Source organism: Rufibacter glacialis (assembly GCF_008271745.1).
GTDB lineage: Bacteria > Bacteroidota > Bacteroidia > Cytophagales > Hymenobacteraceae > Nibribacter > Nibribacter glacialis.
The window spans coordinates 115772-140552 of the sequence record NZ_VKKZ01000020.1 but is presented as its reverse complement, the minus strand read 5'-3'; the positions used below and the strand labels follow the sequence as shown (position 1 = coordinate 140552).

Sequence of the window (24781 nt, the reverse complement as noted above, 5' to 3'; positions counted from 1 at the left end):
CTTGTTTTTAAACTTATTCTAAAAAGTAGGGACAAAATGCATGGACAGGCCATAGATAGCTTAAGAGAAAGGTACTTAAGCAGCAGTAGGGGCAGAAACAAGAGCTGCTTCCGGTTTTACCATCCTTTCTTTAAACAGTTTTTAGAACAGGTTTTCAGTTTCCCACCAAAAAGGCCAAGTAGAATCGCTTTCTATCGTTTACCTTCACTACCTAATTTCTATTTGTGCCATGCAAAAAGTAAATATCTCTGAAAAACTGCAGCTTTTCTCTGACCACTGGAACCCCCGGGTGGTGGGCGAATTGAATGGGCAGCACGTCAAACTGGCCAAGTTGAAAGGAACCTTTGTCTGGCACCACCACGAACACGAAGATGAATTGTTCCTGGTGGTGAAAGGGCACCTCAAGCTTGAATTCAGGGATAAAACCATTGAGTTGCGGGAAGGGGAGTTCCTGGTGGTGCCCAAAGGGGTAGAGCATAGGCCCGTGGCCGAAGAGGAGGTAAGCGTGCTCCTGTTTGAACCGGCTGCCACCGTAAACACCGGTAACCAGTCAGAAAGCGAGTACACCAAGCCTACCTTGGATTGGCTTTGAACCTATAGTTAAGGATCCTCTAACTACTTTTCTCCGTGATTTCTCATAAACACGCCGTTTTCCTGGAAGTTGCCCGCCAACTCAGCTTCACCAAAGCCAGCCAGCTCCTGTACATTAGCCAATCGGCCATCAGTAAGCAGATAAAGGCCTTGGAGGAGTATTACAAGACGGGGCTGTTTGAGCGACATGGCAATACCATTAGTCTGACGCCCGCCGGCCAGCTGCTTTTCCATAAACTTGAGGCGGTGCAGCAGATCCAGAATGACCTGCACCAGGAACTTCCTTTGCTGAGCCAGGATTTCCAGCCCAAGGTCACGCTCATTTTGGGGGCCAGCACCACTATTTCCCTTTATATCCTGCCCCCGGTGCTCTCTGCGTACCTGACCCAGAACCCCCGGGTAGAGCTGAGCCTGCGCAACCGGAACAGTGAAAACATCCTCAAAGCGCTGCTGGACCATGACATTGACCTGGGCATCATTGAGGGAATCAACAAGATCAGCCAGGTGACCTATACACCCTTCCTCACCGATGAGGTGGTGGCGGTGTGTTCGCCCCGCAACCCTCTGGTCAAGCACGACCTGGACCTGAAAGACCTGTACCAAATTCCGTTGGCTTTGCGCGAGACGGGTTCCGGCACTTTGGCGGTGCTGGAGGATGCCTTGGTGCAGCACGGGGTGAAGCTGGCCCAATTGCCGGTACGGGTAAGGTTAGGGGGCACGGAAGCCTTAAAAAATTTTGTGCGGGTAGACACCTGTCTGGCTTTTCTTCCCCGGCAGGCGGTGGTCAAAGAGTTAGCCTCCGGCGAATTGGTAGAGGTGAAAATCAATGGGTTTGAGGTGCACCGAACGTTTAACTTCATTCAAAGGAAAGGCACAGAAAACAATGCCCCTTACAAAAACTTCATCCAGTTCATGCGCCGCCAGTATTTCCAAACGGAATAGGCTATACCAAAAGGGTATTTGATTTGCTCATGGCACTTTCCCTATTTGCCAGGGTAAACCTTGACCAGATATGCAAGCGCAGATAGCCACCAGCCTAAGTACCATTACGCATTTAGCATGTTCTACCTGTGGGCAGGAATATGCGCATGATGTGCTGCAACGCGTGTCGCCTTGCTGTAACATGCCACTGCTGGCCCGGTACGCCTTAAACGGGAGTTTTTCAAAAACTGCCTTGAAAGGAAGGGAAGGCACCATGTGGCGCTACCAGGAGGTGTTGCCCTTGCTTGACGAATCAAACAAAGTTTCTTTGGGCGAAGGTCTTACCCCCCTCATGGAGTTGCAGAATTTGGGAGCGGCTTATGGGTTTGAAAACCTTATCCTGAAAGATGAAGGCCAGAATCCCACGGGCTCCTTCAAGGCCCGGGGTCTGAGCATGGCCATTTCAAAGGCGCTGGAAGTAGGAGTGGAAGGGTGTATCATTCCCACAGCCGGCAATGCCGGAGTAGCCATGGCCGCCTACTGCGCCAAAGCCAATCTCCCGGCCGTGGTGGTCATGCCCCGCCACACCCCCAAAGCCTTCAAAGAAGAATGTTATTGGTATGGCGCCCAGGTGCACCTGCTGGATGGGCTCATCAACGACTGTGCCGCCGAGGTTCGTCGGTTAAACCAAGGTGAAGCTCTACTGGATGTGTCTACGCTCAAAGAACCTTACCGGCTAGAGGGCAAAAAAACCATGGGCTATGAAATAGCGGAGCAACTGGAATGGCAGTTACCCGACGTGATCCTTTATCCGGCCGGTGGCGGGACCGGGCTCATAGGCATCTGGAAAGCCTTTCAGGAAATGACTGCTTTGGGTTGGTTGCCCAAAGACATTAAATTACCCCGTATGGTAGCGGTTCAAGCCCATAATTGCCGTCCGGTAGTAGATACCTTCCTTGGTCTTCAAAAGAATTCACAGCAGTACAATGGTCTGCCCACCTTGGCCAATGGCTTGGCCGTTCCCCGGCCTTTAGGCGAACCTTTGATGTTAGAGGTGCTGGAACAATCGGGCGGCACAGCCATTTCCATTACCGAAGAAGAAATGGTGGAAGGGGTGCGGGAATTGAGCAGAAAGGAAGGCCTGTTTGTAGCCCCGGAAGGTGCCGCCGTCTGGATGGCTGCCCGCCACCTCCTGAAAAAGGGATGGCTTCAGGCCCATGAACGGGTTCTTCTGCTTAATACCGGCTCCGGCCAAAAGTACCTGGACAATATAGAAGGAAGATATTAAGAGGGAGTTTAGAGTCTTGAGTCCTTTTGTGGAGGGCGCCATTTTTCGCCGTTATTGGTGTTAACAGGGGCCCAAAACCAAAACTACGCCTCCTTACTTCTTTTGCTTTAGATAACCTAGTGCATGCCTTTTGCCGTTGCTGGCGTAGCGACTACCTATAGCGAGGCCCTTATGCTGGGTTGTTCCATAGCGGCCCTCCGTGCGCTCACGGCCGCGAGGCCCCGTCTTCCCCTCTCGCACTGCCCTTTCGGCCTGTACCGTTCTGCTCTCTTAGACATCGTCTATCCAGGGCCAAAAGCGAGGCGCGCGAAGGAAAGACTGGAACAGGGCAATGCGTGGGAAGGAGGGGATAACCTTCGTAGAGACAATGGCATCGCCTTGTCTCTCATGTTTCACACTGCCTTTGCGGTCAGTAGCCCTTGGCAAAGAATGTATAATCTTCCTGCTGACTCTTTCAAAGCAAAGGTAATGGAAAGTCAGGTTTTGGCAGATTTATGTTCTGGTGATTCATAACATAAAGAGCCCCTCCATTTCCTGAAGTGATCCGCAGCTGAGACTGGTTAAAGGCTTTACCCTCCCAGCGGCTCTTCCTCTTTTCTCCCTTTCCTTCAAAATAACCCGAAAAACCTTCCTTGGGGAAGTCCTGGTTTTTGTGTAAACTGGACGCTTAAACCCATTTCCTCGATTTAGCTCTTTTCATGAAAGCTCCTTTCTTTCCCGTAGCGGCCCTTTCTTTCGGTTTCCTTTTTTCCTGTAGCAGTTCTTACCAAACCATTCACCAGAAGGCGGTTCTGGTAGACACCCACAATGATGTGTTGTCTCAGGTGATTTTTGAAGGCCTTTCGGTGGAGCAGGATCTGACTGGAAAAGCGCACACCGACCTCCAGCGGATGAAAGAAGGAGGGCTGGACGTGCAGGTATTCGCCGTGTTCAGTGATGAGACCTATGGCCCGGGCCGGGCCTTCAAATTCGCGAACCAGCAGATAGATTCCCTGGAAGCTTTGGCGCGCCGCAACCCAGACAAGCTGCAGATGGTGTATTCCCCCGCCCAAATGCGGGAAGCTGTGAAAGCCAAGAAGATTGCTTCTTTGACGGGAGTTGAGGGAGGCCACATGATTGAAGACAACCTGGACAACCTGAACCACCTGTACGGACGGGGCGTGCGTTACCTCACCCTCACCTGGAACAACAGTACCTCCTGGGCCTCTTCGGCCGCAGATGAAACCAAGACTTCCGGATTCACCCAAAAGAAAGGCTTGAATGATTTCGGGAAACAGGTGGTACGCCGCATGAATGACATAGGCATGCTGGTGGATTTGTCCCACGTGGGGGAGCAGACGTTTTGGGATGTACTGGCTACCACCACCAAACCCGTTTTAGTGTCGCACAGTTGTGCCGCCGCTTTGTGCCCGCACCCACGCAACCTCAAAGATGACCAGATCAAAGCTTTGGGCAAGAACGGCGGCGTACTACACCTGAATTTCTTCTCTGAGTTCCTGGACCCGGGCTATTCACAGCGCATCAAAGGATTCATCAGCAAGCATGAGGCAGAGATTTCTGAACTCCAGAAAAAAGGCATGGGTGGAATGGCCATTCGGGAGGCGCTTTTCAAAAAATACCCGGAGGAGTCTAAAAACGTTAACCCACCCATTTCCCTACTCATTGACCATATAGACCATGTGGTGAAACTAGCAGGGGTAGACCATGTAGGGCTGGGATCGGACTATGACGGCATCAGCTCGGCTCCCGCCGGTCTGGAAGACGTAAGCACCTATCCCTTGATCACCAAGGCCCTGTTAGAGCGGGGGTACAAGAAAAAAGACATCGAGAAAATCCTAGGAGGAAATTTTATTAGAGTCTGGGAAGCAAACGAACCCAAGCCTGTAGCCAAAAAATAAGCCTCTGAGGTTTTTGAGCACTTTTTAGGAAAACATACCAGAAGCCTATCTGGCCCTTAATGGAAAAGCTCTTTCTCTAATTGGGAGAGGAAATCGGGGTTGGTTGACAAAGCCTGCCCTTGCAGATCCTTGATGGGCTTCAGGCCGGTAACATTCCCGGCAAAGGCAAAGTCGGAAGCGTATACTGCCGCTGGTTCATAAAGGCCTTCGTGCATCTGATAGTTGCTTTTAGAAGCCCATTCAAAGAGGGCACGGCGCAAGACCCCGTTCAGGCAGCCGGTTTCTAAGGCGGGCGTGAAAAGCTGCTGGTCCTTGATCCAGAATAGGTTGGAGGCAGTCAATTCCGCCACATGCCCTGCAGGGTCCAGCAACACTAGGTCATCCAGTTGTCTCCTAGCTCTTTCTTGACTTGCCAAGACGTACAGCAAGGAGTTGAATCCTTTGAAAGATGAAAACGGCGAAGGCAGAGTCTTTACCGTTTGGCAAATTCCTACCTGCAGGGGTTGCGAGGCAGGAGCTGGCATAGCCTGAACGGTTAAAAGCCAATCCGCGGAATGGGTTTGGGGTGTATACAAACCTTCTCCGGCCCGCCATACCTTCAATTTAACTCTGGCCAAAAATCCCGTTGCATTGTTGGCGGCCAAATCCTCTACCAGCTTCAAAAAAGTATCACCTTTTAACGCTTCAGGCAAGAGTATCTGCAAAGTGGAGGCCGCTTCCTGCATCCTTTCCTGATGATGGTCCCAAAACCTTAACAAGCCTTTGTCCAGCACCATGGTCTCAAAGAACCCGTCATTGTATTGAAAGGCCCGGTTGGTAAGGGGGAGTACCAGGTCTGCTTCTTGAAGTAGTTGGCCGTTGTAGAGGAGATACAAAAGAAGAAAGAATTAGGTGAAGAGGATTTTGAAGAAATTGCTGGATAAACCGTTTTAGACCAGTAAATACTGCTTGCCCGGAAGCGCCTTCACCCAACCGCTCATTTCTAAAGTAAACAAGAGGGAGGAGACTTGGCTGATGTTAAACCTGGTATGCCGGCAAAGGACATCAATGTGCAATGGGCCAGCTTGTTGCAGCGCCCGAAGAATTATCTGCTCCTCCTCCGGAAAAGAACTCAATGATAGGGTAGGTGCTGCCTGTACGGGTTTAGAAAGGGACCGAGGCGCGAGGGCTTTGTCCCAGTTCAGCAGCTCTTCCAGGTCTTTGGGCTTGGTATAGGGTACGGCTTTTAGGCTTCTGATGAGTTGGTTACAACCCTGAGAAGTTTCTGAGGTGATAGGCCCGGGCACCGCCATGACTTCCCGGTCATAGCTATGGGCAATATCCGCGGAGATGAGCGAACCGCCTTTGCTCGTAGACTCCACCACAATGGTACAATCCGCCATGCCGGCAATGATTCTGTTCCTGGAAGGGAAACGCGGGGCATCTGGCTTGGTGCCGAAAGGAAACTCCGATAGTAAGCCACCGTGCCGGAGCATGTTCTCCGCGTCGCGCTGGTGGGCAGTCGGGTACACCGTCTCCACGCTATTGGCCATGACGCCAACGGTGGGCAAACCATGTTTCAAAGCCGCTTTATGGGCCAGAATGTCAATCCCGAAGGCCAGGCCGCTTACCACCAGTACCTCATGCTGCACCAAACCCTGCACGATCTGTTCCGTTACCTGGCGGCCATAGTCGGTGCTTTTGCGGGTACCCACAATGCTCACCACTTTAAGGGCATTCAGGTCAGCGGTGCCTTTGTAATACAGCAGGAGCGGGGCATCTGGCACGTGCTGCAACCGTTGCGGGTAATCGGCATGCGTGAAAGGCAGCAGCTGTACTTCTTCTTTCTCAGCCCGTTGCATAACTTCCTCCGCCTGCCGTAAGGCGTTAATCCTGCTCTGAAGAATACTCTTGGTGATGACTTCGCCAATGCGGGGCGTTTTCCTCAGTTTTTCCGGGGCGGCAGCGAAAACAGCCTCGGCAGAGCCGAAATGCTTTACCAGCGTACGTGCCGTGCCGCCTCCCACGTGGGGAATCAGGGGCAAGGCCACTTGGTAAAGGAGTTCGTTGGACACTGTGGGGTGAGTTCTGAGTCTTGAGTTCTGAGTCCTGAGTTTTTTGGATTTGAGTTCTGATTCTTGCAATGCTATTTCCAGTACTTGAAGTACTGATTTAAGTCAGTACTCAAGACTCAGAACTCAGGACTAGCTTCCTGCTAAGGAAGCTGCCCTTTAATGCTGATCAAGAATTCCTTCACCTTCTCTAAGGACTGGATCATCTCAAACTTTTCTTTGGCCTGCACGCCCCGCGTCTTGAGCATCTCGCGGGCGCCTTGAATGGTATACCCACGTTCCTTTACCAGATGATACACAAAGCGCAGGTTTTCAATGTCCTTTGGCGAAAAGAGACGGTTCCCCTTTTTGTTTTTCTTGGGCTTGAGGATGTCAAATTCGGTTTCCCAGAACCTGATCAGGGAAGGGGCTACTTCAAACATGGCGGCAACTTCGCCTATGCTGTAGTACTGTTTTTCTATGTCTCGTTCTTTGTAGGGCACTGCTGTAAAGTTCTGAGTCTTGAGTTCAGAGTTCTGAGTCTGGCGATTTCTTGAACTGACTCAGGACTCAAGACTCAGAACTCAGAACTCATTTTCGCCTTGTTTTCTGAAAAACAGCACGAAAACCTAGGCCTTTCCGCCGCATTTTGGTAAAAAATCTTACTTTTGCGTTAGGCGAGGTGCGCGCTGAAAAGGCAAAAATTCGCTTTTTCTTTCGCATTTACAAGACCTTGTGCCTCCTATTTAGAAGCTATTATTTAAATACATGACCTCCGCCGAGATACGCCAGCAGTTCCTCGATTTCTTCGCCTCCAAAGGCCACCAGATTGTGCCGTCGGCGCCCATTGTGGTGAAAGACGATCCCACCCTCATGTTCATCAACTCGGGCATGGCTCCTTTCAAGGACTATTTCCTAGGCAACAAACCCGCGCCTTCGCCCCGCGTGGCAGATACGCAGAAGTGTCTGCGCGTGTCTGGCAAGCACAATGACCTGGAGGAAGTAGGCTATGACACCTACCACCACACCATGTTTGAGATGCTGGGCAACTGGAGCTTTGGCGATTACTTTAAGCATGATGCGCTGGTATGGTCCTGGGAACTGCTCACGGAGGTGTATAAGCTACCCAAAGACAGGCTGTACGTTTCTGTCTTCCAGGGAGACGCTTCTGAGAACTTGCAAATGGACCAGGAGGCCTTTGATATCTGGAAGACCATGATAGCCGAAGACCGCATCTTGATGGGCAACAAGAAGGACAACTTCTGGGAAATGGGCGAAACCGGTCCTTGCGGTCCTTGCTCTGAAATCCACGTGGACCTTCGTTCTGAAGAAGAGCGCGCGCAGGTGGACGGAAAGACGCTGGTAAACAATGACCACCCGCAAGTGGTGGAGATCTGGAACAACGTGTTCATGGAGTTCAACCGTCAGGCCGATGGCTCTTTGGTGAAACTCCCTGCGCAACACGTAGATACAGGCATGGGCTTCGAGCGTTTGTGCATGGCCATCCAGGGCAAGCAGTCCAACTATGACACCGACGTCTTTCAGCCGATGATCCAGTTCATTGCCAAGGAAGCAGGCGTGACCTACGGCGAGAACGAGAAAACCGACATCGCCATCCGCGTGATCGCAGACCATATACGGGCCATTTCCTTTACTATCGCTGATGGGCAGTTGCCCAGCAACAACAAAGCTGGTTACGTGATCCGCCGGATCCTGCGCCGCGCGGTCCGGTATTCGTTTACGTACCTCAACTTCAAGAAGCCGTTTCTGAACTCTATTGTGCCCGTGCTGGCGGATCAATTGGCGAATGTGTTTCCGGAGCTCAAAGCCCAGCAGGCCTTTGTGCAGCGCGTGATTGAGGAAGAGGAGAACGCTTTCCTGCGCACGCTGGAGAATGGCTTGAAACGGCTTGATTCTTTACAGGACAGCTTCAAAGCGAACAACAACTCCATTGACGGAAAAACTGCCTTTGAACTCTATGACACCTTCGGCTTCCCGCTGGATCTGACGGCCCTTATTGCCAAAGAGAATGGCTTTAAAGTGGATGAGGCCGGCTTCACCGCCGAGATGGAGCAGCAGAAAAACCGTTCCCGCAACGCCGCCCAAACCGAGCAGGGCGACTGGGTGGTGCTGCAACCCGACACGGAGACGGAGTGGGTAGCGTATGACGCCGAAGAGGTGGAAGCCCGCGTGGTGCGGTACCGCCAGGTGATGGCCAAAAACAAAAAAGAATTCCACGTAGTGCTGGACCGCTCTCCTTTCTATGCCGAAAGCGGCGGACAGGTAGGTGACACCGGCGTTCTGGAGTCTGCCGGGGGCAGCGTGAAAGTGCTGGACACCAAAAAGGAGAACGACCTTATCCTGCACATTACCGCTGAACTGCCCAAAGACCTGGAAGCACCGCTCAAAGCCAGAATAGACAGCCAGCGCCGGGCCCTCATCAAGAAGCACCATTCGGCCACGCACTTGCTGCACGCCGCCTTGAAACAAGTATTAGGCGACCACGTGAACCAAAAAGGCTCTTTGGTGAGTGATAAGCTCCTGCGTTTTGACTTCTCCCACTTCACCAAAGTTACCGAGGAGCAGATCAAAGAAGTAGAACAGATCGTAAATACCCGCATCCGTGAATCTATTGAGAAGGATGAACGCCGCAACGTGCCCATTGAAGAAGCCAAGCAATTAGGCGCCACCGCTTTGTTCGGGGAAAAATACGGCGAGTTTGTGCGCGTGATCACCTTTGACCGGGACTTTTCTATTGAATTGTGCGGCGGCATCCACGTGCAGAACACCGGGAACATCGGGTTCTTCAAGATCGTGAGCGAAAGTTCAGTGGCCGCCGGGGTACGCCGCATTGAAGCGGTGACCGCTGATGTGGCTGAGCAGTTCGTGGACGAGCAAATCACCCAGTTTGAGGAAGTAAAGCAGCTCCTGGGTGTGCAGAAAGAGTTCGGCAAGGCCATTGAGAAACTCCAGGACGAGAACGCCGCCTTGCGCAAGCAACTGGAAGCCTTTGAACTGAAGCAGGTGACGGCCCAGAAAGAGAAACTGGCTGCTGCTGTTCGGGAGGTGAATGGCCTGAATTTCCTGGCTGCCCGCGTGGAAGTGAGTTCGGCTGACTACCTGAAGAAGCTGGCCTTTGACCTGCGCAGCGTGGTGAACAACCTGGTGTTGGTGCTGGCTGCGGAAGTAGACGGAAAACCCCAACTGGCCGTTATGCTGTCAGATGAAGTGGTGTCAGGCAAAGGCCTGAACGCGGTGCAGATGATCAAGGAACTCGCCAAAGAGATCAAAGGCGGTGGCGGCGGACAACCGTTCTACGCCTCAGCCGGCGGAAAAGAAGTAGCAGGCTTAGATGCTGCCCTCGCCAAAGCGGAAGGATTGCTGCCATAACAATCTCTGATTTGGGATTGTTTTTAAGAAAACAGCACAAATTCAGAATTCTGTAAGGTTTCAGTAACCTCCCTGGGTTGAGGTTGATTCTACCATTGCACTTGGAAAGATTTTAGAACTCGTAACCATAGATGTAGGGGGCTTCCAGAATCACTGGGAACCATGGGCAGAAGAAAAAGAGTGTCTGGAGACTCAAAACCTCCTCCGGAATGGGTCTTAATACTCGCGGCGGATAGGAAAATAAACAAGATTAAAACAAGCACCGATTTAGGGCTGTTTTCTAAAGAATAGACAAAAAAACAGAAATCGTGTTACGTGCTACGTGATACGTGCTACTAAAACATGAACGAAGAAACCCGTTCCCAGTACCAGGCCATTATTGGGCTTGAGGTGCACGCGCAGTTATTGACCGAGAGCAAGGCGTATTCAGCTGACTCCACTGAGTATGGTATGCTGCCTAATACGAACCTGAGCGTGATCACGCTAGGCCACCCTGGCACCTTGCCCCGTGTAAACAAAAAAGTAGTAGAAATGGCCATGAAAATGGGTCTGGCTACCGATTGCCAGATCACCCGCACGAACTACTACGCCCGCAAAAACTACTTTTACCCAGATCTTCCCAAAGGGTATCAGATCACGCAGGATAAAACCCCTATCTGCACCAAAGGGCATTTAGACATCAAAACCAAAGATGGGGGCGAAAAACGCATCGGGATCACCCGCATCCACATGGAAGAGGATGCCGGTAAATCTATGCACTTGGCCGGGGAGACGGAAACCTTGGTGGACTTGAACCGCGCCGGTACGCCGTTGATTGAGATTGTGTCGGAGCCGGACATCCGGGATTCAGAGGAAGCTTATGCCTACCTGACCCAGATCAAGAAATTGGTGCAGTACCTGGAGATCTGCGACGGGAATATGGAAGAAGGTTCTTTGCGCTGCGATGCCAACATCTCGGTGATGAAGAAAGGCGCCAGCAAGTGGGGGACCAAGGTGGAGGTGAAGAACATGAACTCCTTCCGGAATGTGCAGCGCGCCATTGAACACGAGATCGATCGTCAGATTGAGATTCTGGAGAACGGGGGCGTGGTGGATTCCGAGACCCGTAACTTTGACGCCAACTCCGGTACCACTACCGGCATGCGCTCTAAGGAGACCATGAACGATTACCGGTACTTCCCGGAGCCGGACCTTCCGCCGGTGCTCATTTCTGAGGAATGGCTGAACAACGTGAAAGAAAGTATGCCTGCCTTACCGCAGGCTCTCTACAGCCGCTTTACCCAGGAGTACGGTCTTTCTGACTATGATGCCGGCGTGTTAACCGACACCAAAGAGATTGCCCTATACTTTGATGCGCTATGCCAGCAAACCAAGAACTACAAAGCAGCCGCCAACTGGATAAGTGGTCCGGTGAAATCTTACCTGAACGAGCTGACGCTTTCCATGGAGGCTTTCCCGCTGAAGCCGGAGCAGATTGCCGGGTTGATAGAACTGGTAGACAGCAACAAGGTGAGCCATAGTGTGGCCGCCAAGCAGATCTTCCCGTTCCTGCTGGAGCACCCGGAGAAAACGGCCCAGCAGGTGGCTACGGAGCAGAACCTGGTGCAGGAATCTGATGAGGGCGCCCTCCAAGGCCTGATTGATCAGGTACTGGCGGCCAACCCGCAGAAGGTAGCCGAGTATAAGGCAGGTAAGGCCTCTTTGTTGGGTATGTTCATGGGCGATCTCATGAAGCAGACGAAAGGAAAGGCCGATCCTAAAATAGCGAATAAACTATTGAAAGAGAGTTTAGATAGATAGGCTCAATTCCAGAAAAACATGAAGAAGCAAATGATCTTGGCCGCTGCCTCGTTACTCGCGATCAGCGCCTGCCAGAAAAAAGGGGTGGCCACCGGAGACTCTAATAAAACTTACCGGATCACCGGCAAAATCAACAACATGACCACCGGCAAAGTCTTTTTGGATGAGCTGGGAGAGCAAGCCTTTGTTCCTTTTGACACGGCCCACATCAACAAAGACGGGACTTTTGTCATGGAAGGCACCGTGGCAGAACCCGCCATTTATAAGCTGGGGTTTGAAAACCAGGAAGGCATCATGTTGGTGGTGGAGAACAAGCCCATTGAGATCACCGCTGATTCGGGTAAGGTGGCGCAAAGCTACACCGTGAAAGGGTCTAAAGACTCAGAGCTGATCCAGCAACTCAACACCATCATGCAAGGCATGCAGGGGAATGCGACTACCTTGAACCAGCAGTTTCAGCAGGCTTCCAGCGAGGGAAACCAAGCGGAGATGAAGCGCCTGCAGGACCAGTTCATGAAAATGCAGCAGGAAAACCAGAACCAACTGAAGGCGTTTGTCAAGGCGAACCCGGGGTCGGTGGTGTCTGTGTATACGGCCGGCAACATCCTGAACCTGGACGAGCATTTCCTTTTTGTGGACAGCATGGCCACAGCCTTTAAATCTACGCTCCCCAATTCCAAATACACGAAGTCCCTGGATGCCCGCTTGGCGCAGATGCGCGGTACTGCGTTAGGCAGCGCCGCCCCAGACATTAAATTGCCTTCGCCGGCCGGACCAGAGGTGGCTTTAACGTCGTTGCGCGGCAAGTATGTCTTGATTGACTTCTGGGCCAGCTGGTGCGGGCCTTGCCGCCAGGAGAACCCCAACGTGGTGCGCATGTACAACAAGTACAAAGACAAAGGCTTTGAGATTTTTGGGGTCAGCCTGGACCAGGACCGCACCAAATGGTTGAAAGCGATTGAAAATGACAAACTTACCTGGCCGAATGTCTCTGACCTGAAGGGCTGGGAAAGCAGTGCCGCCACCTTGTACGGCATTACCGCCATTCCGCAGACAGTGCTGTTAGACAAAGAAGGAAAGATCATTGCCAAGAACCTTCGTGGGGCGGCCCTGGAGGAAAAACTAGCCTCCTTGCTGGACTAAGCTGCCTATAAATCAAAAAGAAAGGGCTGCCGTTTTACCACGGCAGCCCTTTCTTTTTGATCCTTTTGTCAATTCTACGGCAGAAATATCTTCTGCAATACATCCCAGAGTTTCTTTTTGAGTTCCACACTCTTCTCAATGTCTTCCAAAGCGTCTACCAAAACAAACCTGGATTCCTCAAACTTATACATCCGGTAGAATTCCATGCGGGAGAGATTCGCAACAGGAAGCCCCTGTCCGAAGAGCAGGATGTGTTTGGCTTGTTGCTGCGCGGCAATGGTTTTCACATCATGTTCTATGGATCTGGAAAGATTACCAAACTGCACCTGACCCGTATTCAAGCCCACGGCCGCCAATACCTTCTGCAGGAACGCATGCTGGGGCAGGGACAGGAAGGTGGGTTCTGGCACCTCAAATAACAAATAGGTGCCTTTTACCGCTTCGCCCTGCCAGCGGATATTTGGAGCTGGGGCTTGGGGCGCAACAGCCGGAACGGGGGGTATTGGGGTGGCCAATGGTTCTTTTACCGCTATCACGGGTTCTTTAGCAACTGCAGGTTCTTCCAAAGGACTTTCCACCTGGCCGCTAGCGGGTTTGGGCAGCGAGGGTGTTGCCTTAGCGGTGGTGGTCAGGGGCAAGTTCTCCAGGCCGGCTGGTTCAGGAATGACATACAGCGTATCCTGGCCGAACAACTGCTGCAAGAAGGGGAGGTCAGGAGTGGAAGGGAGCATGTTGGTTAAATTAAAATAATAGCGGTGGTTAGTCCTGCAAATTGAAGAGTGCCTTTAACTCATTGGCATCATTGGGTTGCATGCGCCCTCCTAAAATCAGGCGAAGCTGCCGCCGGCGCAAGGCTCCCGCGAATTTCTCTATTTCCTCCTCGTTTTCCGGAACGGCCTCTGGAACCGCCACTGCTTTTCCGTTTTCATCAAGTGCCACAAAGGTAAAATAGGCCTCATTTGACTTCACTTTGGTACCAGAGGGAATGTCCTCAGCCCACACCGTGATGTGCACTTCCATGGAGGTGCTGAAGGCCCGGGTAACCTGAGCTTCCAGGGTGATCACATTCCCTAGTTTGATGCTCTCCTTAAAAGAAACGTTATCAACAGAGGCCGTTACTACAATGCGGTTAGAGTGTTTCTGGGCAGCAATGGCCGAAACAATGTCCATCCAGTGCATCATTCTGCCTCCCATCAAGTTGTTGAGGGTGTTGGTATCATTGGGCAGGACAAGTTCCGTCATTCGGACGTAGGAATCTTTAACAGATTTTTGCTTTCGCATAAAGAAGAAATGAAATTGAGGCAGCAAAGATACAGTACTTCCGGCAAAGCCAGTTTCCTTTTTTTGCCGCAGTTCTGGCAAAAGACCCCGCTTTCTATAAGTGAAGTAAGGAAAACGCGAGAGGCTATTTCCAGCCTTGTTTTCCTAAAAGAGGAACAAATTTGAAGTTGTCGAACTCCTCTTTGAGGAAGTCATCCTCGCCCACCCGGGTGATGCGGAACATTTTCTGCAGGGCGGTATCACCTACCGGGATCACCAGTTTGCCGCCTAGGGTTAATTGCCGGAGTAGGGTCTTGGGAATAATAGGAGCCCCCGCCGTGACCAGGATCTTGTTGAACGGGGCGTGTTCCGGCAGGCCCTCTGAGCCGTCTCCCAAAAAGGTGAACGGGGTGAGCCCCATGAGCTGGAACTGCTTTTTGGCTTTGTGGTACAGCACCTCGTTGTATTCAATGGTGAACACGTGGGGCGTTAACTGCAGCAAGATCGTGCACTGGTACCCAGACCCGGTGCCAATCTCCAGCACTTTGTCGTGCGGTTCAATTTCCAGCAACTCCGTCTGGTAGGCTACAGTATAAGGCTGCGAGATGGTCTGTCCCTCGCCAATGGGAAAGGCTTTGTCTTGATAGGCCTGCTCTAGAAACGCTTTCTCGAAGAAGAAATGCCGAGGCACTTGTTCCAGCGCCTTTAACACCTTTATGTCTTTGATGCCTTTTCTCTCCACAATACGCACCAAGCCTTTGCGCATGCCTTTGTGCCGGTAAGTGTCTATCAACATAATGGGTCAGGTAACAATCTTTATACGAAGAAGGGGCCAGGGGGAAGGCTTCAGCGCGCTAATTTAACAAATAGCGCTGCATTGCTCCCAAATAAAATTTAGGCCCAGTTTTTGGAAATAGCATGTAGCTTTGCGCAGGAATGGGGCCCGCATTGACTACCTGCCCTGTTTTTCAGAAAACCCATGCAGTTACACCGGAACCAGCATTTATACAAAGTAATCCTTGGCGATTTCTTGGCTGCCTTTGGGGCTTGGTGTGGTTTTTACCTATCCAATAACTACCTCTTCTTTGACCTCACCCATTCCCTGGCCACGGTCTCTGTGGGGAGGCCATTTGTGATTGCCTCCTTCTGGGTGATCCTGTATGCCTTATTGGGCAGGTACCGGAACATCTACCGCCTGTCCCGGTTAAAAGAAACTATTCTACTGATGGGCATTTCTTTAGGCGGCGCCATGGCCATTTACCTGGCCTTTCTCTTGGAAGAGCCAGATCTGGAGAAGTTCCAAAGGTACACTGGGCCCATTGGTATGTATTTCCTGATGCATTTCCTGCTGTCGGCTACCTTCAAGATGATCACCCTCAGCCACCTCAAGAAGCTGGTTTACCGGGGGCACGTCTACTTTAAGACCATAGTGGTAGGCTCCAGCAGCAATGCCCGGGAGGTATATAATGAGCTGGAAAGCAATAACCGGCACCTGGGGCTCAGAATTGTAGGGTTTGTGCAAAGCGAGGTTTCTCAGCCGCACTCTTTCCAGGAGCAGATCCCGTCATTGGGGGCCTTTCACCTGTTGCCCTCGTTGATCAAATCTCATGACGTACAGGAGGTCATCATTGCCATTGAACCTTCAGAGCACCGTCTCATAGAGCAGATCCTCAGCTCCCTGGAGGGGGAAAACGTGCGCATCAGCATCTTGCCTGATGTTTATCAGATTCTGTTAGGTTCTGTGAAGGTATCGCATTTGTTTGGGACTCCCTTGATTGAGGTGAAACGGGACCTTATGCCCATTTGGCAGCAACTGCTGAAGCGGGTCATAGACCTTTTGGCCGCGGTGCTGGTGTTGGTGTTCCTGTCGCCGGTGTACCTCTTGTTAGCCGTTTTAGTCAAAGCCTCCTCGCCGGGCCCGGTTTTTTTCAAGCAGGAGCGGATTGGCTGGTTAGGCCGCCCCTTCAACATCTATAAATTCAGGACCATGTACCTGGATGCCGAAAAAGCCGGTCCCGCCCTGTCTTCTGACTATGACCCCCGGGTGACCAAACTGGGCCGCTTCCTGCGGAAAGTGCGCCTGGATGAACTCCCGCAATTCTACAACGTTCTCATAGGGGAGATGAGCCTGGTGGGCCCCCGGCCAGAGCGGCAACATTTCATTGATCTGATTACCCTGCAAGCCCCCCATTACAAACACCTGCAACGGGTAAGACCAGGCATCACCTCCCTGGGGCAGGTAAAATTCGGGTACGCCCAAAACGTGCAGGAAATGGTAAGACGCCTTAAATATGACATCCTCTACATTGAAAACATGTCGCTCATCATGGATTTCAGGGTAATGCTGTACACCATTAAGATCATCATTCAGGGGAGAGGGAAGTAATTTTGGATTTGGAGATTTGAAGATGTGGAGATTTGTAAATGAGAAAATTAAATGAGCCCGAATAACAAATACTTACTACTTCAAGAAAAGCTTAAGTTAAATCCTCTTTTATTCTCACTAAACAAAGCTTCCATTCCCATTCCTTCAAATCCTTTCATTTCCAAATCTTCAAATTTCCTCATCTTCAAATCTAAATAACATGTTCACAGGAATCATAGAAGCTCAGGCGGAGGTAGTCAGCATCATAGAGGAGCAGGCGAATAGGCATTTTACCTTCACTTGCCCGTTCACGCATGAACTGAAGATAGACCAGAGCGTGGCCCATAATGGGGTATGCCTGACGGTGGTCGGTTTGCAGGAGGAAAGGTATACGGTGACGGCCATTGCGGAAACCTTGTCCAGGACTAATTTGGGCCAGCTCAAAGCAGGGGACAAGGTAAACCTGGAGCGGTGTCTTTTGGCCAATAGCCGGTATGACGGGCATATAGTGCAGGGGCACGTGGACCAGGTTGGCATTTGTGAGGAAGTAAAAGATCAGCAAGGCAGCTGGCTTTTCCGGTTCTCGTACCAGCCGCAGTCCGCTGGGCACATGACGGTAGAGAAGGGTTCCATCTGTATCAACGGCATCAGCCTAACGGTGGTCGAGTCAGGCGATGACTTCTTCTCGGTGGCCATTATTCCTTATACCTATGAGTTTACGAACCTGCATGCGGTGAAACCCGGTGACCAGGTGAACCTGGAGTTTGATATCATTGGCAAGTACGTGGCCCGGCTACTGCAAAAATAAACTCCTGCTTTGGGCTTCTTTTTAAGAAAGTAAGCCCAAAGCAGGAGCAGAGGATTAAAAAATATATCAGGTTTCTTTTACTGTTGCCAGTAGACGTACTTTTTAGAAAGTAGCCGGTAAATGTAGATGCTCAGCCAAGCGGTTCCTACACCTATCAGTGCGCCGGCGGTGATGTCACCGGGGTAATGTACGCCTAGGTACACCCGGCTATAGGAGATGGCCATGGCCCAAACCAAAAGCAAGCCTTTGAACACCCACTGTTTTTTAGGCAGAAGGAAAATCACGAAAATGGCTACCGCAAAGGCATTGGCCGCGTGCGAAGAAACAAAACCGTAAAGACCTCCGCAGCCATCCACGAAATTAACATTTGCATTGATCAGTTGGTCATGGCAGGGCCTAAGGCGGGCAAAGTACGGTTTTAAAATGCCAGAAGAGATAAAATCGGCTAAGCCCACGCTGGCTCCCAGGCAGAGCACCATGAGCAAGCCCCTTCTCTTATTGAAGTAAATAAGCAGCCCGGCCAGCACCCCATAAAAAGGGAACCAGACGTATTTGTTCGAGATCAAAACCATAACCGCATCCCAGAAAGGGTTGTGGTACCCGTTCAGCTCCAGAAACAGGGCCTGATCAATTGCTTTTAATTCATCCATGGCTTACGCGGGAGTGACCCAATCAATGCCTTTCTGAAAACATGCCAACGCCTCTGCCTCCGGGGTGCCCGCTGCGGGCGTATGGCTGTAATGCCAGCTGGCCAGGGGCGGAAGGCTCATCAGGATAGACTCCGTGCGACCATTCGTTTCCAGACCGAATTTAGTGCCCCGGTCGTTCACCAGGTTGAACTCCACGTATCGGCCCCGCCGAATCAACTGCCACTCTTTCTCCTGCTCACTGGCTGCCAGATGCTTGTTCTCGTTCACAATGGAAGTATAAGTAGGCGCGAAGGTGTCTGCCACCGCCTGCACAAAGGCAAACCGGTCTTCCAGCGGGATTTCTGGAGTAGGGGTCAATCGGTCAAAAAAGATGCCGCCTACGCCCCGGGTTTCCTTGCGGTGCGGAAGGTAGAAATAATCATCGGCCCATTTCTTGAACTCAGGGTAATAGGTGGGTTGGAAACGGTCACAGGTATTTTTGAGTTGCTGGTGAAAGAACCGCACCTGTTCTTTGTTCACGTAGATGGGGGTTAAATCAATACCGCCGCCAAACCAGGCCTCGCCGTTTCCGGCCTCAAAATAGCGCACGTTCATATGCGTGATGGGCACGTGGGGGTTGCGCGGGTGAATGACCACTGACACGCCCGTGGCGAAGAAATGCGGGTCAGGAAGCAAAAGCGCCGCCGCCGCTTTCTCGGGCAGCACGCCCTCTACGGCAGAGAAATTAACGCCTCCTTTTTCAAAAACGGCCCCATCCTGTAGCACCCGGGCCGCACCCCCGCCGCCGCCCGGTCGTTCCCAGGCATCTTCCTGGAACTTGGCCTTGCCATCACAGGCCTCCAGGTCAGCACTTAACCGTTCTTGGAATGACTTAAACCATTTCTGTATCGTATCTCTCATGACTGTCGGTCGTTTCCCTGATTAGGGCATGTTCTGGCAAAAATAGGCGATAAATAGGAGAGACCCACTATTTCATGATTTTGCTTTCTTCCGGATAAGCCGTACTTTAGAAAACGAACAAATGTTAGCTTATGAACCAGACTTCTGTTGAGGCCCCTCCGCAAGTGGAGTTGGCGCTTCTTTTAAAAGCATATCGCCTCATGCTCACGGCCAAGACCATGGCAGAAACCTATGAGGACAACAAAGCCATTTGCAGTAAATACGTCCATAGCACCTCCCGGGGGCATGAAGCCATCCAGTTGGCCACTGCCTTCCACTTGACTCCCAAAGATTACCTCTCCGTTTATTACCGTGATGAATCCATCTTGTTAGGGCTGGGGTTAACGCCCTACGAACTCATGCTCCAGCTCATGGCCAAACGTGACGACCCGTTCAGCGGCGGTAGAACCTATTATGGGCACCCGTCGCTCAGGAGAGAGGGTTTCCCGGTGATCCCGCACCAAAGTTCGGCTACCGGCATGCAGGCCATTCCGGCAACCGGCATGGCCCACGCTTTATCTTTCCTTGAATCACAGCACCTGCTTGAAGCTTCTGAAGGCCGGGTGGCCCTCTGTTCTTTGGGCGATGGCTCCGTGACAGAGGGGGAAGTGGCCGAAGCTTTCCAGATGGCGGTGCTGAAGAAGCTGCCCATCATTTACCTGGTGCAAGACAACGACTGGGGTATCTCAGCGAAAGGGTCAGAAATGCGCGCGATGGACGCCTATGAATACGCGGCCGGCTTCAAAGGCTTGGAACGTATGCGGGTAGACGGCGCTGATCTCGTGGATTCCTACACTGGCATGGCCGAAGCCTTCCGGATTGCCCGAAATGAGCGGCGCCCGGTTCTAGTGCATGCCAAATGCCCTTTGCTGGGCCACCACACTTCCGGGGTTCGGCGGGAGTGGTACCGCGGAAACGACCTCAATGAGCACATGCTGCTGGACCCGCTCCCCAGGCTGGGCACCTATCTGCTGGAATTAGGCCAAACCGCCGATGAACTGATCGCGATCTCTCAGGAGGTAAAGGAAGAAGTACAAGCCCATTATGAAAGAGCTTTGGCTGCTCCCAACCCAGACCCAGAGTCCTTCCACCTGCATGAATTCGCGCCCACGCCGGTAGTAGAGGAAAAAGGAAACAGAGCCCCTGAGAAGGCAGAGAAAGTCACCATGGTAGATGCCGCCCTGCACGCCGTGGATGATATCTTAAAGCAGTACCCCGAGGCGCTTTTCTACGGCCAGGATGTAGGCGGCGAACTGGGCGGTGTGTTCCGGGAAGCCGCCTTGCTGGCAAAAAAATACGGCGATGCCCGGGTGTTCAATACCCCTATTCAGGAAGCCTACATTGTGGGATCTACGGCGGGTATGTCGGCGGTAGGGTGCAAGCCCATCGTGGAAATCCAGTTCGCAGACTACATCTGGCCAGGCATCAACCAGTTGGTGGAGGAACTGTCCAAGAGCTGTTACCTGAGCATGGGTAAATTCCCGGTGCAGGCGTTGATTCGGGTGCCCATTGGGGCCTACGGCGGGGGCGGGCCTTACCACTCGGGCAGTATTGAATCTACGCTGCTCAACATCAGAGGCATCAAGGTCGTTTACCCCAGCAACGCCGCCGACATGAAAGGATTAATGAAAGCCGCCTTCCTGGACCCTAACCCGGTGGTGATGCTGGAGCACAAAGGCCTGTACTGGTCTAAAGTTGCCGGCACCGAGGACGCCAAAACCCCGGAACCAGATGAAGACTATATCTTGCCTTTGGGAATAGCCAATGTGGTGCAATCCGCTTCAGAAGAACAGATACAAGCCGGAAACAGCCTGGCAGTGATCACCTACGGCATGGGGGTGTATTGGGCCAAAGCCGCCAGTAAGGAACTACCGGGGTCGGTGGAGATCGTGGACCTTCGTACGCTCAATCCCCTGGATTTTGCCACCGTAGAGGCCGCCGTTAAACGGCATGGCAAAGTCTTGGTGCTCACCGAGGAGCCGCTTATGAATTCCTTTACCGAGTCTTTGGCCGGACGGATAGGGAAAACCTGTTTCCAGGTGCTGGATGCCCCCGTATTCACGTTAGGGGCCGAGAACCTGCCGGCGGTCCCGTTGAACGTGGAGCTGGAAAAAATGATGCTGCCTAACGCAGATAAAGTCTTGAAATCCTTGCAGGAATTGCTGGAATACTAATGACTTGCCATCTGGTGCCTGTACCATCCCATTAAGGGAAGGAAAGGGCTAAAGGCCAAAGAAGAAGCTGCCGTAATTGCCTTGTTTTTGGAGAAACGCGGCAAATACGGCAGCTCTTTTATTTTGGGGTTATGCCTGGCCCAGCTTTAGAAAGGATACCCGATGCCCAGGTTAAAGGTAGTTTGGGTGTTGCTGCCAAAGATGCGATCTCCCCTGAATCTGTTGATGATCAGGCGGTCTCCCTGCTGCATGGCCGGGTCATACACTTTAGTGGCGATGTCAAACCGGAGAATGGCAAACGTAAAGTCCAGGCGTACCCCAAACCCGGTGCCTACCGCCAATTCTTTGTAGAACCGGTTGAACTCAAACTTGGCGCCTGGTTTGGCTTCGTAGCGTTCTGGGTTGGGGTTGGTGTTCCGCTCGTCAAATAACCAGATGTTTCCGGCGTCTACAAACAAGGCCCCGTTCACGTTAGTGTTGCCAAACCGGAACATCCTGAACCGGAACTCTGAGTTCAACTCCAACAGGATCTCCCCGGTCTGCTCAAAAAGGTAATCTACCTCGTTGGTGGTTTTGTTCACCAAGGCGCTGGAACCGGGACCCAACCGGCGCGGGAGCCAGGCCCGTATGCTGGAAGACCCACCGGCAAAAAAGTACTTGTCATACGGCAAGGCCCGGGAATCTCCGAAAGGTTTGGCCACCCCGCCGTTCGCCCGGTACACGAAGGTCATGTTGTTGCCCAAGGCGTGGTAGCGGCGGTAATCCAGGTTGAGTTTGGCAAAGCGGTATGTATTCAGGTTTTTGAACTGCTGGGCCACATAATTCCAAAGCAATCCACCCGTCTCCACAAAGATCCGCATGAACTTGGCATCATTGGACTGGTTGTAGTTGGCGGTGTTGTATAGGCTGGTAAAGTTGATAGAGGAGACAAAGGCATCCCTGAAACTTTCATTCAACGGGTTTCCAGACCGCCGCAAGGTATCCAGATACCCCTGGAAGGTTTGGGAGATACGTGGCGTGCTGATCACGTTGATGTCCAGGGGCGAGAAGCTGAACTGGTGGATGTTCAGGCGCTGCCAGATGTAGTCAAAAGAGAAGTCCAGGTTGGTGCGGGTGTACTCATTGCGGTCCACGTACGTATACCCCGTGCTGAACCTGGTGCGCGGGTTGAACCGGATCAATAAGTCATTCGTCCGGAAAGGAACCAGGATCTGCGGGAAGGTCACGCCCATGTCGGCCCCTATTTCCGTCCGGCGCCCCACCTCAGCCACGTTCCGCTGCAACTGTCCCTCCACGCCGGCTCTCACCCCTACGTCAAAGATTTCGGCCCCGCCGAAGATATTCCGGATCCTGAACCGGATACTGGAGTAGGGACCGGGTACTTTTTCAGTGAAGGTACCGCCTACCTCGGTTGTTTCCTGGAACCGGGGCAGCAGGGCAGTATTAATATGGGCGTTCAGCAGGCCTTCATGCGGAGCGGTTTCCAGCGTGTCAATTTTGGAGTAGCTGATGGTGGTGTACTTGAAAACATCCAGGTTGCTGATGATGCGCTGGTTGTTGAGCGTGCGGGTAGCCGAATAGGTTTGGCCTGGCCGCAGGATCACCTTCCGGTTCAGGATCTTGGGCTTGATGCGGGGTTCGTAAAAAAGGAAATGGGCGTTGTTCAGCTCCACGGTGTCTCTGGACCGGCCAAAGCGGTTCAGGCCGGCATCTGTGGTGAAGTACACATCGCGCAGGGTGTACACTTTGTGCACGGTGCTGTCTGTTGGGTTCGCCACCAGGGTGCTCAACCGTACGGTGTAAGCCTCATAACTTGTATCGGCCTCCACGGTGATGAATTGCTGCCGGAAGTCAAAGTACCCGTTGTCTTTCAAAAGCTTTTCCAGCCGCGAGCGTTCGTCTGCGAGCAGGGCCTCGTCAAAGTTCTGGTTTTTTTTAATGAGGCTGGCACTCTCATGGGCCCTGAAAAGCCGTAGGATGGCGGTGTCTGGCACTTGGTAGGTGTGCTGCGAGATCAGGTACGGCTTGTCTTCCTGCACCTGCAGGGTCACGTATACTTTTTTATTCTTGGTCTGGGTGCTGGAGGAGACCTGGTTGCGGAAAAATCCCTTAGAAGCAAGGTAGATGCCCACCTGGTCTTCGGTCTGCACCAATTTGAGGGAGTCAAAGATGGCGGGTGGTTCCCCCACGGTGCGCATAAGCCAGTTGCCGTTCTCTTTTTTGTTCTGGAGCTTGGTGAGTTTGTTCTCCTTTTTTTCGATGAGCTTGTCTACCTTCACCGAGTCACTGCCGGCCCGCTGGATGCGGCGGTTATAGTCCTGGGTTTCCTGGTCTATGTTCTGCTGGATTTTCTCTGGGTTGTAGAAGCTCTTGCCTAAATAATAAAGGTTCAGGTAGATAGGCACGCCCAAAACCCGGCGGTTAGGCTTCTGCTGGTACAGCTCCGTAATAGCCGACTTGTTCGCCTGCTTAACGCCCTCCAGTTTGATTTGCCAGAACAGCCGCTCTTTCTCCGCCAGGTGGCGGGTAGGGGAACAGCCCATAGAAAAGCCCAGCATTGTGAATACCGCGCCGAATACGTAACATCGTAGCTTCAAACGTAGGAATGTTATGATCTCAAAAGGGCTTTTGAAGTACATTAGGTCACTGCAAATAAAGAAATATCGGCTGCTTCACCAAGCTTTCACGGTGGAAGGTGAAAAGAGCGTGGCTGAACTGCTCCGGTCAGACTTCGAACTGGAAACCCTGTTCGCCACCCAGAAATTTTTAAACAAGCATACCCTTCTGCTTCTGAAAGGTTTTGAGGTGGTGGAGGTAGGTGAGGAGGAACTGAGCAAGGCCGGAGCCATGGAAACAAACAACGCCGCCTTGGCCATTGCCAAAATGCGGCCCGCTTCTCCTTTTGACTGGCAGGAACACCCTTTTGTCCTGGCCTTGGACGAGGTACGGGACCCTGGCAACCTGGGCACCATCATAAGGATAGCCGACTGGTATGGGCTCTCTTCTATTGTGCTTTCAGAAAACAGCGCCGACTTCTACAACCAGAAGGTGATTGCCGCCACCATGGGTTCTTTTACCCGAGTCTTGCCTCATTACGTTGATTTGAATGCCTTTCTGGAAAATCGGCCGGAAAACGTGCCTGTCTACGGGGCGGCGCTGGAAGGGGAGAACGTGCACCGCTTGGAGTTGCAGCCAGCCGGTGTGCTCATCATGGGCAATGAATCAAACGGAATCCGGCCAGAAACCATGCAGCAGGTCACCCAGCCCCTGCATATCCCCGGCCGGGGAGGCGCCGAGTCTCTGAACGTGGGAACCGCCACCGCTATTTTGCTGGATAATTTCTTCCGGAATCTGTAAGGTGTACTTTGGTACTGTTGAGTTTAGTTCTGCCGCTCCTTATAAAGAACCTTGAAAGGAGATTGAACCTAGGCCAGCCTTTTTACGGTGTTGGTCTTGTTTCTCCAAATAAGTATGAAAAGCAGTCTTTGCTTTAATTTCTTCTTTAAATAGGAAAACCACCGCCA

General features: G+C 52.1%; 20 protein-coding genes. 11 read left to right on the top strand and 9 right to left on the bottom strand.

All coding sequences use genetic code 11. The features are described 5' to 3' along the window. The first annotated feature begins 229 nt into the window (after window positions 1-229). The 4 genes from FOE74_RS08795 to FOE74_RS08780 all read left to right on the top strand — a co-directional run bounded on the left by FOE74_RS08795 (window position 230) and on the right by FOE74_RS08780 (window position 4698). Window positions 230-592 carry a cupin domain-containing protein gene (locus tag FOE74_RS08795; RefSeq protein WP_149098239.1) on the top strand — a complete coding sequence of 121 codons (363 nt, stop codon included), beginning with the start codon at window positions 230-232 and terminating at the stop codon, window positions 590-592. A gap of 35 nt (window positions 593-627) precedes the next feature. Then, window positions 628-1533, top strand: a complete 906-nt coding sequence (locus FOE74_RS08790; protein WP_149098238.1) for a LysR family transcriptional regulator — start codon at window positions 628-630, stop codon at window positions 1531-1533. Between the two features lie 70 nt (window positions 1534-1603). Next, window positions 1604-2800 (top strand): threonine synthase, encoded by a 1197-nt coding sequence (locus tag FOE74_RS08785; RefSeq protein ID WP_149098237.1) that lies wholly within the window; start codon window positions 1604-1606, stop codon window positions 2798-2800. A 698-nt stretch (window positions 2801-3498) separates the two neighbouring features. Continuing rightward, a complete protein-coding gene (locus tag FOE74_RS08780; protein ID WP_149098236.1) occupies window positions 3499-4698 on the top strand; it encodes a dipeptidase in 1200 nt (399 codons plus the stop codon). Between the two features lie 56 nt (window positions 4699-4754). On the opposite strand, the gene FOE74_RS08775 is transcribed toward FOE74_RS08780, so the two are convergent. From FOE74_RS08775 to FOE74_RS08765, 3 genes are all read right to left on the bottom strand, one after another. Continuing rightward, entirely contained in the window at window positions 4755-5573 is an 819-nt protein-coding gene (locus FOE74_RS08775; RefSeq protein WP_149098235.1) for an aminotransferase class IV, read from the bottom strand. A 54-nt stretch (window positions 5574-5627) separates the two neighbouring features. Next, the gene (gene dprA / locus FOE74_RS08770; RefSeq protein WP_149098234.1) at window positions 5628-6752 is read right to left on the bottom strand and encodes a DNA-processing protein DprA; all 1125 of its coding nucleotides are present in this window, start codon (window positions 6750-6752) and stop codon (window positions 5628-5630) included. Between the two features lie 140 nt (window positions 6753-6892). Continuing rightward, complete coding sequence (locus tag FOE74_RS08765) at window positions 6893-7231, bottom strand: MerR family transcriptional regulator (RefSeq protein WP_149098233.1); 339 nt, start codon at window positions 7229-7231, stop codon at window positions 6893-6895. A gap of 265 nt (window positions 7232-7496) precedes the next feature. Here FOE74_RS08765 and alaS point away from each other — a divergent pair, with 265 nt between their 5' ends. The 3 genes from alaS to FOE74_RS08750 all read left to right on the top strand — a co-directional run bounded on the left by alaS (window position 7497) and on the right by FOE74_RS08750 (window position 13061). Continuing rightward, a complete protein-coding gene (alaS, locus tag FOE74_RS08760) occupies window positions 7497-10118 on the top strand; it encodes an alanine--tRNA ligase (RefSeq protein WP_149098232.1) in 2622 nt (873 codons plus the stop codon). A 342-nt stretch (window positions 10119-10460) separates the two neighbouring features. Continuing rightward, window positions 10461-11918 carry an Asp-tRNA(Asn)/Glu-tRNA(Gln) amidotransferase subunit GatB gene (gene gatB, locus FOE74_RS08755; protein ID WP_149098231.1) on the top strand — a complete coding sequence of 486 codons (1458 nt, stop codon included), beginning with the start codon at window positions 10461-10463 and terminating at the stop codon, window positions 11916-11918. Window positions 11919-11936: 18 nt separating this feature from the next. Next, on the top strand, window positions 11937-13061 hold the full coding sequence (locus tag FOE74_RS08750; RefSeq protein ID WP_149098230.1) for a TlpA disulfide reductase family protein: 1125 nt from the start codon (window positions 11937-11939) through the stop codon (window positions 13059-13061). Between the two features lie 74 nt (window positions 13062-13135). Here FOE74_RS08750 and FOE74_RS08745 read toward each other — a convergent pair whose 3' ends face one another. The 3 genes from FOE74_RS08745 to FOE74_RS08735 form a co-directional block, all read right to left on the bottom strand. Then, complete coding sequence (locus FOE74_RS08745; protein ID WP_149098229.1) at window positions 13136-13792, bottom strand: hypothetical protein; 657 nt, start codon at window positions 13790-13792, stop codon at window positions 13136-13138. A 28-nt stretch (window positions 13793-13820) separates the two neighbouring features. After that, window positions 13821-14342, bottom strand: a complete 522-nt coding sequence (locus tag FOE74_RS08740; RefSeq protein ID WP_149098228.1) for an acyl-CoA thioesterase — start codon at window positions 14340-14342, stop codon at window positions 13821-13823. 124 nt (window positions 14343-14466) lie between these two features. Next, window positions 14467-15117, bottom strand: a complete 651-nt coding sequence (locus tag FOE74_RS08735; RefSeq protein ID WP_149098227.1) for a protein-L-isoaspartate(D-aspartate) O-methyltransferase — start codon at window positions 15115-15117, stop codon at window positions 14467-14469. A 183-nt stretch (window positions 15118-15300) separates the two neighbouring features. Between FOE74_RS08735 and FOE74_RS08730 the strand changes: the two genes are divergently transcribed. After that, entirely contained in the window at window positions 15301-16707 is a 1407-nt protein-coding gene (locus FOE74_RS08730; RefSeq protein ID WP_149098226.1) for a sugar transferase, read from the top strand. A 199-nt stretch (window positions 16708-16906) separates the two neighbouring features. Beyond that, the gene (locus tag FOE74_RS08725) at window positions 16907-17494 is read left to right on the top strand and encodes a riboflavin synthase (RefSeq protein ID WP_149098225.1); all 588 of its coding nucleotides are present in this window, start codon (window positions 16907-16909) and stop codon (window positions 17492-17494) included. 77 nt (window positions 17495-17571) lie between these two features. Here FOE74_RS08725 and FOE74_RS08720 read toward each other — a convergent pair whose 3' ends face one another. Both FOE74_RS08720 and hemF read right to left on the bottom strand, forming a co-directional pair. Beyond that, the gene (locus tag FOE74_RS08720) at window positions 17572-18144 is read right to left on the bottom strand and encodes a phosphatase PAP2 family protein (protein ID WP_149098224.1); all 573 of its coding nucleotides are present in this window, start codon (window positions 18142-18144) and stop codon (window positions 17572-17574) included. A gap of 3 nt (window positions 18145-18147) precedes the next feature. After that, window positions 18148-19044: an oxygen-dependent coproporphyrinogen oxidase gene (gene hemF, locus FOE74_RS08715; protein ID WP_149098223.1), complete on the bottom strand. Its 897-nt coding sequence runs from the start codon at window positions 19042-19044 to the stop codon at window positions 18148-18150. Window positions 19045-19175: 131 nt separating this feature from the next. Here hemF and FOE74_RS08710 point away from each other — a divergent pair, with 131 nt between their 5' ends. After that, complete coding sequence (locus FOE74_RS08710; protein ID WP_149098222.1) at window positions 19176-21257, top strand: alpha-ketoacid dehydrogenase subunit alpha/beta; 2082 nt, start codon at window positions 19176-19178, stop codon at window positions 21255-21257. Between the two features lie 146 nt (window positions 21258-21403). Here FOE74_RS08710 and tamL read toward each other — a convergent pair whose 3' ends face one another. After that, entirely contained in the window at window positions 21404-23815 is a 2412-nt protein-coding gene (gene tamL, locus FOE74_RS08705) for a translocation and assembly module lipoprotein TamL (protein ID WP_192576600.1), read from the bottom strand. 52 nt (window positions 23816-23867) lie between these two features. Here tamL and FOE74_RS08700 point away from each other — a divergent pair, with 52 nt between their 5' ends. Then, entirely contained in the window at window positions 23868-24614 is a 747-nt protein-coding gene (locus FOE74_RS08700; protein ID WP_149098220.1) for an RNA methyltransferase, read from the top strand. Window positions 24615-24781 lie beyond the last annotated feature (167 nt).

Excerpts from the sequence above, each read along its gene's own strand:
- FOE74_RS08795 (WP_149098239.1), top strand. The coding sequence starts at position 230 with ATGCAAAAAGTAAATATCTCTGAAAAACTGCAGCTTTTCTCTGACCAC.
- FOE74_RS08785 (WP_149098237.1), top strand. The coding sequence starts at position 1,604 with ATGCAAGCGCAGATAGCCACCAGCCTAAGTACCATTACGCATTTAGCA.
- FOE74_RS08780 (WP_149098236.1), top strand. The coding sequence starts at position 3,499 with ATGAAAGCTCCTTTCTTTCCCGTAGCGGCCCTTTCTTTCGGTTTCCTT.
- alaS (WP_149098232.1), top strand. The coding sequence starts at position 7,497 with ATGACCTCCGCCGAGATACGCCAGCAGTTCCTCGATTTCTTCGCCTCC.
- gatB (WP_149098231.1), top strand. The coding sequence starts at position 10,461 with ATGAACGAAGAAACCCGTTCCCAGTACCAGGCCATTATTGGGCTTGAG.
- FOE74_RS08750 (WP_149098230.1), top strand. The coding sequence starts at position 11,937 with ATGAAGAAGCAAATGATCTTGGCCGCTGCCTCGTTACTCGCGATCAGC.
- FOE74_RS08745 (WP_149098229.1), bottom strand. The coding sequence starts at position 13,792 with ATGCTCCCTTCCACTCCTGACCTCCCCTTCTTGCAGCAGTTGTTCGGC.
- FOE74_RS08740 (WP_149098228.1), bottom strand. The coding sequence starts at position 14,342 with ATGCGAAAGCAAAAATCTGTTAAAGATTCCTACGTCCGAATGACGGAA.
- FOE74_RS08735 (WP_149098227.1), bottom strand. The coding sequence starts at position 15,117 with ATGTTGATAGACACTTACCGGCACAAAGGCATGCGCAAAGGCTTGGTG.
- FOE74_RS08730 (WP_149098226.1), top strand. The coding sequence starts at position 15,301 with ATGCAGTTACACCGGAACCAGCATTTATACAAAGTAATCCTTGGCGAT.
- FOE74_RS08725 (WP_149098225.1), top strand. The coding sequence starts at position 16,907 with ATGTTCACAGGAATCATAGAAGCTCAGGCGGAGGTAGTCAGCATCATA.
- FOE74_RS08720 (WP_149098224.1), bottom strand. The coding sequence starts at position 18,144 with ATGGATGAATTAAAAGCAATTGATCAGGCCCTGTTTCTGGAGCTGAAC.
- hemF (WP_149098223.1), bottom strand. The coding sequence starts at position 19,044 with ATGAGAGATACGATACAGAAATGGTTTAAGTCATTCCAAGAACGGTTA.
- FOE74_RS08710 (WP_149098222.1), top strand. The coding sequence starts at position 19,176 with ATGAACCAGACTTCTGTTGAGGCCCCTCCGCAAGTGGAGTTGGCGCTT.
- tamL (WP_192576600.1), bottom strand. The coding sequence starts at position 23,815 with ATGCTGGGCTTTTCTATGGGCTGTTCCCCTACCCGCCACCTGGCGGAG.
- FOE74_RS08700 (WP_149098220.1), top strand. The coding sequence starts at position 23,868 with ATGATCTCAAAAGGGCTTTTGAAGTACATTAGGTCACTGCAAATAAAG.